Here is a 12,233-nt window from a genome sequence, read left to right as displayed (position 1 = left end):
GATTACTTCCCTCCTTCGGATTCATAAAATACCCAGAACTTGGATGTCAGGAACACAGCCGCTGTAAGCACACCAATCATGATCAACATCACCCAAGCCATGGCAGAAGCATAACCCATGTTGTTAAACATAAACGCCTGACGGAACAGATATAACGAGTACAGCATCGTCCCGTCCATCGGGCCGCCCTCCCCTTTGGAGATGATGTACGCAGGCACGAAGGTCATAAATGCACCGATCGTCTGCATGATCAGATTGAACAGCACGATTGGACTGAGCAAGGGTAGCGTTATGCTGAAAAACTTCCGAACCGGATTCGCGCCATCTACCCCTGCAGCCTCATACATCTCGGGAGAGATGTTTTTGAGTCCTGCCAGGAAGATCAGCATCGATGAACCGAACTGCCATACGGACAGGGAGATCAGCATTACAAGCGCCGCATCCGGGTCACCGAACCAACTGATCGGCCCAATGCCGATGGCGGTCATCGCACTGTTAATGACACCTTCGTTACTGAACAGGTTACGCCACATAATAGATACGGCCACGCTACCGCCGATGATGGAAGGCAGATAGTACAATGTACGATACGTTCCCACCATACGAGAGCCCGTGTTCAGAATCATTGCGACAAAGAGGGCAAAGATCAGCCTTAACGGCACCCCGATGAATACATATAAAAACGTAACCTTAACCGAATTCCAGTATTTCGGATCATCAAAAAACATCTTGGTATAGTTGTCCATCCCGATCCATTTGGGAGAGGTGAACAGGTTGTAACTCGTAAACGACATGTAGAGAGAAACGAACATCGGGATGAGCGTAAATCCAAGAAAACCAATAATAAATGGGCTGATAAAAGCATATCCCGTCAAGTTTCTGCGCAATGAAGAATACTGCCTCAAGTGGAACGTACCTCCTTCATGGATCAGCTTGCTGCCGTCTTCATGTTGCAGACAGGACGGGGAAAGGCCCTCGCCTTCAGCGAGCAGCCCGGTTCCCGTCCATCCCTGCAAGCGGGACGAGCAAGCCATCATTCAATTGTTATTTGTTGTTGGCAAGCACGGATTCTGCATTTTTGCGGAAGGTCTGTGCTGCCTGTTCGGCTGTAATTTTGCCAAAGTTCAGCTCTTCCACTACATCCGCCAAGGAGGAGATTACCTCAGGTGATCCAACCGGTGGTGGTGGGCTCATTGGAGAAGCTTTTGGCTCCATCGATGCCACGAATTCAAATACCTGTTTCGTTGCATCGCTCAGTTCAGGAGCAATAGCCTCTTTGATTTTTCCGGAGATCGGCACACCGCGCTCCCCTTTGATGAGTTTGTTCGCTTCTTCGTCATTCACCCAGAAGTCAATGAACTTCGCTGCTTCTTCCTTCACCTTGGAGTTGGACGTTACACCCCAGTACATACTTGGTTGCATATAAAGTCCTTTTTCCATATCCGGTCCCGGCATTGGTGCAAAGGCAAGCGGACGGTTAGCTACCTGTTGCAGAGCGACAAACTGGTTCGACCATTGCCATACACCGATGCCTTTTTCTTTCACCAGATCCGACTCTTCAATGATGCCTTTCGTCTGGTTAGCCACATCCGGTGATGGCGCTGCCTTCTGCTCGATCATGCGTTGCATTAATCCGAAGAACTCTACGAACAGAGCATCGTCATCATATCCAAGCCCGGTTCCTTCCGGGTTGTAGAGCGATTTGCCTTTGGTACGCAGGAAATAGTGGAAGAAGATATCCGGAGCTACGCCGCCATCCAGATACAGTCCCTTCTCTGCTGCTTGTTTACCAAGCGCTTCGTAAGATTCCCATGTCAGATTTTCAGGCATGGCATCTACGCCAGCTTTCTTGAGCAACGCAGGATCATATTGGAACCCTAGTACGTTAACCCCGGCAGGTACACCATATTGCTTGCCGTTAATTACACCTGTGCTGATGACATTCTCAGCCACATCATCCACCTTGATCTGATTGCCCAGATACGGTGCGAGATCTTCAAGCTGACCGTTCTGTGCATATTGGCTGATATAGGAAATATCCATCTGAATAATGTCTGGCAGCTGGTTGGCTGCGGCTTGCGGGGCGAGCTTTTTCCAGTAGTCGTCAAAAGAAGCATATTCCACATCAATTTTGACGTTTGGATTTTTCGTTTTATACAGGTCGATGACCTTCTGTGTATATTCATGCCGTGTATCCGAGCCCCACCATGCGATACGCAGATTTACCGAATCACCCTTGCTCCCGGACCCCTGTTCGCTGCCTCCACCTGAGCTACACGCTGCTGTAAACACAAGTAACGCAGCCATCATCAGGAATATTGCCTTTTTCACCATGCCAATCTCCCCTTTTTATGCTGATATGGTATTGTGAACGGGTTATCTCCATCTTGTTAACGATATACTGATAACGCTTTCACAAACTTGATATTGTCATTTTCGCAAAAGTACGATCCAAGTTGAATACACAAAACCGTCTTGTTGGTTCAAAAAACAGAGGAGGACATCCCTGACGCTCCAAGCGCCGGTTATCCTCCTCTTGAGATATGGTATGACCTCGTATTATCATAGCTTTGCCATTTCTAATCCCCTGTTAGATGCCGAATCTGCGGTATTCCGTAGGCGTCATGCCGGTCCATTTTTTGAATACCTGACTGAAATATTGCGAGTTACCTCCAAAACCGAACAATTCGGCCAGCTCAAACACCTTCACATCCCCGCCTCTGCGGATATGTTCACACGCCCGTTCGATGCGAAGACGATTAACGTAATTGGAGAAATTTTCGCCGGTGACTTTTTTGAAAATTTTGCCGAGATAGTCTGGATTCATATATAACATTTGATGTGCTACTCCACTCAGGGAAAGGTCAGCCTCACCATAGTGACGGTCCACGATGTCCATCATTTTCTCCACTGCCGATGATTGACGACTGATGTAATTTTTATAATAACCAGCAGTTAAACGGGTAGCACTGTCTGCTACAAATGTATTTAAATCAGCTAGCGTATCCATATGCGTCAGTTCCGCCATCCGCTGCGTGAAATCGGTTGCCTCCTCTGGCGGGCAGACTTGAATCATGGCAGAGTATAACTGCACCACATAAGCACGTGTCACCTCAATATCCAGCTTTTGGTCTGCCAGTTGCTCGAACAGACGATGTACCTCGGCTGCAGCCTCCTCCGTATTCCCCGATTTAATTAACTGGCACAGTTGCTCGGCATCCTGCTCCACATTCACACCGTCACACTCCCCTGCCAGCACCACATCATTCTTGGTTATAAGTTTGCCCTCTCCAATGAAAAAGCGATGATTCAAGTACTGCATCACCTCGCGGAACAACCGCCGGGACTGGGTCATATGATCCGCTTCGCTGAGCGCAGCCGTCAGCTCTAATCTGTATAGACGGGTAAACGTCTGGCGAACCGCTTCAATCCGCTCCTGCAACATATGCACATCTGCTGGTTCTGCTAGTACAATCAAGAGCTTACCTTCAATCGTTGTGCTTAACAGTACACCCGGAAGCAGGTCAGCCGCTATATTTTTAATCGCAAATAAATGGCTGTAATCATGCTCATCCACAATCCGAAGCAACAGTAAACGGACGCTACTCTGTTGAAGCTCCATATTGAACAGATCCTGATAATACGCCAAATCCCCAGGTCCATACGTACGATTGGTCATGAACTCCAGCAGAAACTGTTCCTTCACATGGGGAAGTACCCGCTGCAGACGCTGCTTGATCTCTCCTGCAACATGTTCTTTCACCTGCGCATCCTGACGCTCCTGCAAGAGTTCAACCAGGGCATCATGAATCTGATTCTCGTTACAGGGTTTCAGCAGATAGTGCTTAACCCCATATTGCATCGCCTTCCGAGCATATTCAAACTCCTTGTAGCCGGACAACATGATAAATCGTACCGCGGGATATGCCTCGGACGCCTTCTCGATCAGCCCCAGTCCATCCAAACCCGGCATGGAAATGTCGGTGATAATGATATCGGGTTTGACGCTTTCGATTTTGCCCAGTGCTTCCACTCCATTTCTGGCCGTATCTACAAGCTCTGTCCCTGCAGCTGCCCAGTCAACCACCTGAGAAATCCCCTCCAGTATGACACGTTCATCATCTACGAGCATCACTTTGTACATCGTCATCGTCCTCTCTGATCCAAGGTATGCTGATCGATACTACAGTTCCTGATCCAGGCTTGCTATTTATGCTCATGGTGCCTTCATCGCCAAAGGTCAACCTTAGACGTTCCTGAATATTCGTAAGCCCTATGCCCTGTCCTCTGGTCTGAATCTGACCTTCCTGTAAACGTTCCATAAATTCGGAGGTCATGCCCGGCCCGTTATCCTCCACCTCGATCCGAATATACTCCCCTTCTGCTCTGGCACGGATTCGAATCTGACAAGGTTCGATACTTGGTTCAAGTGCATAGTGAATGGCATTCTCTACAAGCGGCTGTAATGTTAACTTGGGAATTCGAGCTGTTCCGACCTCAGGCGCAATATGCATGTCAAAATCAAGTCTTTCCTCGAACCGGGTACGCTGAATAGTAACGTAGCTACGCACGATGTCCAGCTCCCGTTCTAGCGTAATCCACTTCTCGGACATATTGACCGAGCTACGTAGCAGGAAGCCAAGCGCTTCGACCATCTCGGAGATTTGATGCTGTTTCTGCACTTTGGCAAGCCAGTTAATGGATTCAAGCGTGTTATATAAAAAGTGTGGATTGATCTGTGCTTGAAGCGCTTTCAACTCTGTTTCACGAATGACGAGTTGCTTCGCATAATTCTCATCAATCAGCTCTCGAATCCGCTGTAACATCATCTTGAACGTTCGATGTAACAGTCCGACTTCATTTTGCGGAGATACGGGAATGTTGCCAAGGGCTGCTTCCTCAAGTTTATCCAGATCCCCTTTTTCAATATTACGCATTTTCTTGATTAATTGAGCAATCGGATGGGTGATGCTGCGAGAGAATTTAGCTCCAATCACAAGGGCCACCAGGAAGATCATAATAAAAATGACCATGACTAACTGTTTGACAAATTGAATCTGTTTGAACATCTGATCAAATGGCGTGGTATATAAATAATTCCAGCTGGTATAGGATGAATGTGCTCTTGCAACAAAATATTTGCCCTGCTCCAACGTGGCAATTCCGTAAGGTTGAGTCCGCTTCATTTCTTCCGCAATTTCGGATTTGCTTACGGTCGATTCGGTTGGGTAGATGACTTCCGTCCCATCAACGATCAGCAACTGTGAGTCCTCTGCCGGTTCCTGCATCTGATCCTGTACGATACGATCCAGCCGTACACGGATAATCAGGGTCCCCAGCTTTTCCAGCGTAAATGATCCGCCTGTAAAGGACTTCACCTGTCTGACCGACAGCAACCTCGCCTGTTGATCTCCACTTGCCAGCCATACGTTGGAACCGGCATACTGCTCACCGAGCGAAATCAGTTCCTGTTGCTTCGTCTCTGAGATGCCTTCGCGATTACCTGCCGCCATGACATTGTTATCATTGTCGATAAAGATCATGGAGTACACATATTTCTCGGAACCAGCGTAGGCAACGAGTCGGTTTGTAATCTTTTTACGAAGACTATTCCGCTCATATCCGGTCTCCGCCTTCTCCAGTTGCAATAGATACTGTTGCAGCGGCTCATCCGACATTACCTTGAAGGACAGATTGGATAACTCGCGTAGCTTGTTCTCGATGCCGACGGACGACATATTCAGTACTTGCGATGACTTCTCGTAGATCTGACGTTCATAAATATTCAACACGTACTGCATGACAGATACGTAGAAAGCAAAGCTGATCAGCATTAAAAATCCAATCAGCAACATCGTTTTGTGGTGAATGGGCAGTGTGGTGAAAGCGTTTTTAAATTTACTCACTCGGAGCTCTCCTTTGCTTGGCGAAGGGTTGCTGGATTAGAGGGATACCGGCCTACGATGAAGCTGATAAGGGTCTGAATTGGATTGCATATGCAGTTTACTTGTAAGTTATTTTCATATTTACACATCCATGGTCGGATGACAAGTCATATTTATACAACATTTTGGGTCATCTGAGAAGGTATACAATCATCAAGGTAGCTGACTATAACACTTTTTAGTGGAACTTGTTTATCTGCGTGGCAACGTTGGTTAGCGTGTGAGTGAATTATAATGCCAGGAGAGTTGCGTTACTCAGGAGAGCAATGTTAGGTATAGCACAAAAACAAAAAAATGACGAGTCAGGAACAAGTCCCTCCTCGCCACTCATGATATCTTTGGAATAAAGGTCACTCCTTACGAGTTCACCTTATCACTTTTAACCCTATTAAAAACTTTATGGATTTACAAATACCGTTTTGAGCTTCGCGATATACTGCACATCAAAGCCCAGACCTTCGGCTACCATAGCCACAGGTACATACGTTTTGGCTTCTTTGCCTACTTTGTTCAGGAAGGCCGGAGTGTCCACTGCAACGGATGCGCCGTTCACTTTCACGGCATTCGCTCCGATCTTCACAGCTACTGTGCGGTCACCGTAGGTAATGGTTGCCGTTGACGTTTTGTTATCCCAAACGGTTTTGGCACCCACCGCATTTACGATATCCTGGATCGCGACGAAGTTTTTGCCGTTACGAATAACCGGTTTATACGGTGTGTTCAACATCTTGCCACTTACGATGATGTTCATCGGCTGGCCTGCATCTGGCGCGGTCAGTTTCGTGTAGTCACCCCAGATTGTTTTCGCAAACTCTTCAGCAATAGCAGCATATCCAAGCTGATTCGGGTGGAAATCACGATTTTTGATCATATGTGTCATCGTACCTTCACCGCCCACAAAATCTTTGGCTACATGGGCTACTTTCACATCTGCACCCTTAGCTGTGAACTGAGCAGCAATGCCATCAATCGTTTGTGTGAATCCTTGGGAAGCCTGCATCAGCTTGGCATACAGCTCTTTGCCCGCTACTTCTGGCATCGGCTGATACTGGTCAGCAATAACAATCCGGGCAGATGGATTAATCTCATGAATATCATTAATGATAGCAGTAACATTGGTTGTATACGTTGATAGCAGCTCTTTCACTTTCTCTTGCAGCTCTTGGTCGCTCATCGTAGTCGCTGTACCAAGGAGCTCCGAAACATCATTGCCGCCAATCGTCATCGCAACGAGGTTAGCCTGTGCAATGCTTTCACGGATCGCAGCCGTATTAGCTCCGATCTGTCCCGCTCTTGGATCAGGCAGACTCGGTTGAATGGCTTCAGAAGTCAGCGTCTTGCCTTCCTTGATCGCATCGGTGAAGTTCTTCAAACCGCTCGTTTTAAGTCCAGCGATGCCGAAGTTATCTACTTGTGTACGCCCATGGAGCAAGCCTTGTTCTTGCAAACGCTCAACGTAACCGTAAGGCAATGTGGTCATCTTTGGCTCATATCCTACAGTAATGGAGTCACCCAATGTGACGATCCGGAACTCTTTGGTTACCGCAGTAGCATCTTTCTTGGTTGCCGTAAGCGATGCTTCATTTGAAGCCACAGGTAATACGCCCGTTTTGGCGTCAGCAGCATGTGCCGGTAATGTGGACGGTGTAAGTAGCAGCATACCTGCCAGCATGCTGGCACTCAGCCCTGCGGCGGTGTTTTTCCAAATACGTTTACGCTTCATTCTTGTGAACACTCCTTTAGTTAAATCCAGCATTTACACGATTATATAGTACACCATTCATTCCGATGACATATGCTTGTGTACCTCTATTCTATCACTTCAAATATAGCTTTGTCCTCTTGCCTAAATGTGCGCGCAAAATAATAGACTTCCCTATGCCGGGAAGTCTATTATTGTTAGAATCCGTCTCTATCGTATGAGAGCAATCCTATTGAGAATGTATATCCTTATGATGGTATGTCCATTAATGGTCATATGTTTCCTGTATGTTACGCTTCGCTATCCGATCCTGAATTTCTAACTTGCTCTCGATCCGCACGCTGACCTGGCTTCAGTCCGCCGTCCGCCTTCGATTTCTGTCCGGCAGCACGTTCCAAATACCGGTCATATCGATCATCCAGTTCACGAGCCATCGTACGAAACTTTAACGTTTCCTCCACAATCGGATCTCGTTCTGTCTGAATACGCACCTCGTACTTCGGAGGAATGAGCTGACGTTCTTGCTCTTCAGCATCACCGGAGGCTTCCATATCTCCTTCCGTCAGCATGTCGCTAAGCCGTCGTTCCAGTTCTTTGGATTCATCCATCGTTATTCGCTCCTTTGATATAATAGTATATAAGTTAAACTAAAGATTTTACACAGTCCACTCCGATGACAGAATAGCCTTGAGGGTAGCTGTTATCCCCAGATTTTTTGAATTCCCTTTTCCAAAGGGGATAATCCGGTGATAAGCGTATGCTTCCGATGCAACTTTCTTGCAGAAAGCTTTTAGGCGAACGCTTCGCTTTTCCAGGTTTTTTCTGTCCCCTTCGTTAACGTGTAAAAGAATAGTTCAAATTATATAAGTAACTTATACCAAACCAAAGCTGCCTTCAGATTACTCCAGTCCGGTAGCCTTAGCTTCTTTAAGTACATCCGTCAACGCCTCATGAATCTTGCCATTGCTGGCAACGATATGATTCACGGCTAGCGTATATGGTGTTCCGATCGTATCGGTCACCTTACCACCGGATTCCGCAACGAGTAGCGCACCTGCGGCAATGTCCCACGGCTTGAGCCCCACTTCCGTATAAGCACTCAGGCGCCCAGCAGCAACATAAGCCAGATGAATGGCAGCAGAACCACCTGCACGCAGATTGCGCACCTGCGGAGCAAGGGCCTGAACAGCGGCCATATTCAGTGGCAACGCAAACGTTGTATCCGCCGGGAAGCCTACCGCCACGAGGCTCTGCGTTAGTGTTTCCTCACCCGATACTGTCATCCGGTTTCCGTGCACATAGGCTCCTTTTCCTTTTTCCGCAACAAATAATTCGTCACGGGAAGGATCGTAGATGACACCCACAATTACTTCGCCCTTATGTGCAAGCGCAATGGAAACTGAATAGAATGGGAATCCGTGCACAAAGTTCGTCGTTCCATCCACCGGATCAACAATCCAGAGGTACTCTTCCTCTGCTGCCTCTTTCAGCGCTCTTGCTGAAGCTTCCGGCCCCGGTTCAACTCCCTCTTCCCCCAGAATGGCGTGGTCTGGAAAATGGGTCAGAATCAGGCGCCGAATCATCTGCTCTGCCCCTTTATCCACTTCGGTCACCAGATCTTGAGGAGAATACTTCGTTCCGAGTTCACTTACCGTACCCAGACGGCTCTTGATCCACTCGCCCGCTTTGGACGCAGCATTAATGGCAACGGCAGTATAGCTTTTGCTTGTCACGACATAAGGTACCTTTTCCTTTTCACTCAAAGCGTTCACTCTACTTTCTATATCAATCTACGAAAAAGTTAAAAATACTTGTTAGAAGTATACGTCTGAGCATTCGTAAAGTTTCTTGCTGTCCAAGCCCCTTTTGGCTTCACGGATGAATTCGTACCGTGGACTCGTCCACCCATTCAACACCTTCATCCTGATAAAAGGCCAGTTTCTGCATCAGCTGCACCAGGGCTTCATCCTTGCGCTTCGCCTCAATCATGACATCAAGGGCCGGTGTATCCGCTGCAATATGGCGCAGAAAATCAAGTATGGGCTCAACTTCCACTCCATCCGCATGACCACGAGGGTCCTTTTCGCTCTTCGGGCTGGATACATGGATTTTGGGGACTAATGGCTGGTTTGGAGGTGCATCGGCCTGGGCAAGCGGTGATTGCCAGGTCTTTAAAATATCCGGCCACAGCTCCCATGGCTGCTCGCCTTCGTTATTCACCCACTGGTGATGAATATCCAGCACCATCGGTAACCCAATGTTCTGACATACCGCGAGTGTCTCAGGTGAATTGAACGTTTTATCATCATTTTCAAGCGTCAGTCGCTCCTGAATATCCCGATCCAGCTTCAGGAAATTTTCTTCAAAACGCCGTGCAGCTGAAGGCTTGTCCCCATATGCACCACCAATATGAATATTATTCTTCGCTGTCGCATTGAGGCCCATGGCATCCAGCATTCGGACATGATGACGAAGATCCTTCATCGAGTTACGCAACACCTCTTCGCGAGGGGTGCTTAGTACGGTAAAATGATCTGGATGAAAGGATACGCGCATCTGATTTTCCTTCACGAAGTCGCCAATGGCTTCGAAATCCGGTTTCAGTGCCGGAAACGGGTCCCAGTCACTCAAATCTTCATGGGTAGCCAGTGGAATTAATTTCGAAGAAAAGCGATATACATGAATATGACTTCCTTTATTGTGCCGGAGCAAACGTAAGGTATTGTGCAGGTTCTCGGCTGCAATGCGTTCCAGCTTGCGAATCGCCGCTTCCCTGTCGCCGATTTTATTAAAACTAGCCATTGTCATCGTCTTGGAAGGCGAAGCATTCTCCACCAGCACCGACATCGCCACGTAACCGAAACGTACAAGCATGAATTTCTTCCTCTCTGTTTAGGACGGACAGACTTGCACGACTGAAGACAGCCGCGAAGCTAAGCCGACATGGTATATAACCAAGTTTTACCCTAAACAGGGGAGCGTAATCCCGTGATTGCAAATCCGTCCGATCGCTCTCTTACAGGAGATAGACCCTATAAGGCTCTATGATCGTACCCAACGGTAGACTCTAACCCTCAGCCTGTTCCCCAAAGAACATCTCATCGGCAAGCGCCGTCTGGATGCGTGATTCTTCCTCGGTCAGCTTGCGAATAAGCTGCATCTCTACTTCCGTTACTTCTTGGTTCTGAAAATTGATTTCCGCAATGGAAGCCACAATTTTCACAATAGCCACCGCTACATTGTCCGGAGTGTAAGCAATGACCTTCTGCCCGGTAGGAAATACCCGAAAGCCTTGTTTGACCATTTTGCCGCGGCCGTATTCCAGCAGTTCAAATAACTCTTGTTCGCTCTTGAATTTACATACGGAATTAAACTCTGTCTGAAATCCCATGCACATTCCTCCCAATCTCCTGATAGTGGAAATCTAGCTTGGATAGCGGATCGTCCAGGCTATGCCTGAACGCCGTTTTCGTAATTCAGTGCCTGTTTGCGGTTATACCGCTCCAGTCCCAGTTCGATCATGCGATCCAGCAATTCAGCATATGACACACCTGTCTCGCGCCACAAGAGCGGGTACATGCTGTACGGGGTGAAGCCAGGCATCGTGTTCACTTCGTTAATCAGCAGCGCTCCATCCGACTTGCGAATGAAGAAATCTGCGCGAGAGATACCGTTACCCTCAATGGCACGGAACGCCTGCAAAGCCGCTTCACGAATGCGATCTGCTGCCTCAGGGTCGAGCGGTGCAGGAATCAGCATCTGGGACTGGCCATCGATGTATTTGGCTGCATAATCGTAATACTCACCAGAGGATACAATCTCGCCTGGAACCGAAGCCATCGGTTCATCATTTCCGAGCACACTAACTTCAACCTCACGTGCTTCCACAAATTCCTCAATGACTACTTTGGTATCATACCGGAGTGCAAACTCAATCGCTGTTTTCAGTTCATCGCGGTTACGCGCTTTGGAAATGCCTACACTAGAGCCAAGGTTAGCCGGTTTGATGAAACACGGGTAACCCAGCTGGTCTTCGACCTGTACGATCATTTCGTGTTCCGTCTGTTTCCATTGTGTCGCGTTAAAATACGTGAAGGCACACTGGTCAATCCCGGCTTGAGCGAACAGTTTTTTCATAACTACTTTGTCCATGCCGCCTGCCGAAGCTAGCACCCCTGCGCCAACATACGGCATATCCGCCATCTCGAACATACCCTGGATCGTGCCATCTTCACCAAACGTGCCGTGAAGCAACGGGAACATAATGTCCAGTGCCTCCGCTCCACCGTACAATCGTGCGAATAATGCGTTCAGTGCGTCCTGTGTGCCGCCCGCAAAGTTTTCCAGTTTAAGATCTTCAATACGTGCAAAAGGTGCATTCATCACGGCTCCTTTTTTCCATGTCCCCTGCTTGGAGATATAAAAAGGAACCAGTTCATACTTCTCGTAATCAAATGCATTTGTTACAGCAAACGCCGTTTGCAGCGATACCTCGTGCTCACCTGATTTTCCGCCATATACGACGCCTACTTTTAATTTATCCATACTCATGCGTAACCTCCGATTATATCTGTACGTGATGCTAT

General features: G+C 47.8%; 10 protein-coding genes. All 10 read right to left on the bottom strand.

The annotated features are described in order from the left end of the window. Positions 1-2: 2 nt before the first annotated feature. The gene (locus ACT89M_RS03495) at positions 3-905 is read right to left on the bottom strand and encodes a carbohydrate ABC transporter permease (RefSeq protein WP_090924548.1); all 903 of its coding nucleotides are present in this window, start codon (positions 903-905) and stop codon (positions 3-5) included. A gap of 139 nt (positions 906-1,044) precedes the next feature. After that, a complete protein-coding gene (locus ACT89M_RS03490; protein ID WP_090924549.1) occupies positions 1,045-2,334 on the bottom strand; it encodes an ABC transporter substrate-binding protein in 1,290 nt (429 codons plus the stop codon). A 256-nt stretch (positions 2,335-2,590) separates the two neighbouring features. After that, positions 2,591-4,144 (bottom strand): response regulator transcription factor, encoded by a 1,554-nt coding sequence (locus ACT89M_RS03485; protein ID WP_253497587.1) that lies wholly within the window; start codon positions 4,142-4,144, stop codon positions 2,591-2,593. Beyond that, positions 4,119-5,855 (bottom strand): sensor histidine kinase, encoded by a 1,737-nt coding sequence (locus ACT89M_RS03480; protein ID WP_487345299.1) that lies wholly within the window; start codon positions 5,853-5,855, stop codon positions 4,119-4,121. Before ACT89M_RS03480 ends, ACT89M_RS03485 begins: the two co-directional genes overlap by 26 nt. A 487-nt stretch (positions 5,856-6,342) precedes the next feature. Next, complete coding sequence (locus ACT89M_RS03475; RefSeq protein ID WP_308723495.1) at positions 6,343-7,668, bottom strand: SGNH/GDSL hydrolase family protein; 1,326 nt, start codon at positions 7,666-7,668, stop codon at positions 6,343-6,345. A 269-nt stretch (positions 7,669-7,937) separates the two neighbouring features. Continuing rightward, positions 7,938-8,255 (bottom strand): hypothetical protein, encoded by a 318-nt coding sequence (locus tag ACT89M_RS03470; RefSeq protein WP_154891919.1) that lies wholly within the window; start codon positions 8,253-8,255, stop codon positions 7,938-7,940. Between the two features lie 291 nt (positions 8,256-8,546). Continuing rightward, positions 8,547-9,410 carry an inositol monophosphatase family protein gene (locus ACT89M_RS03465; RefSeq protein WP_244159478.1) on the bottom strand — a complete coding sequence of 288 codons (864 nt, stop codon included), beginning with the start codon at positions 9,408-9,410 and terminating at the stop codon, positions 8,547-8,549. A 109-nt stretch (positions 9,411-9,519) separates the two neighbouring features. Continuing rightward, positions 9,520-10,521 carry a UV DNA damage repair endonuclease UvsE gene (gene uvsE / locus ACT89M_RS03460; RefSeq protein ID WP_090924554.1) on the bottom strand — a complete coding sequence of 334 codons (1,002 nt, stop codon included), beginning with the start codon at positions 10,519-10,521 and terminating at the stop codon, positions 9,520-9,522. Positions 10,522-10,714: 193 nt separating this feature from the next. After that, positions 10,715-11,038 (bottom strand): hypothetical protein, encoded by a 324-nt coding sequence (locus ACT89M_RS03455; RefSeq protein WP_090924555.1) that lies wholly within the window; start codon positions 11,036-11,038, stop codon positions 10,715-10,717. Positions 11,039-11,097: 59 nt separating this feature from the next. Continuing rightward, positions 11,098-12,198, bottom strand: a complete 1,101-nt coding sequence (locus ACT89M_RS03450; RefSeq protein ID WP_154891913.1) for a D-alanine--D-alanine ligase — start codon at positions 12,196-12,198, stop codon at positions 11,098-11,100. Between the last annotated feature and the right edge of the window lie 35 nt (positions 12,199-12,233).

The sequence above is a fragment of the Paenibacillus sp. NN59 genome, assembly GCF_057597225.1.
This window is presented reverse-complemented; position numbering and strand designations above follow the sequence as displayed.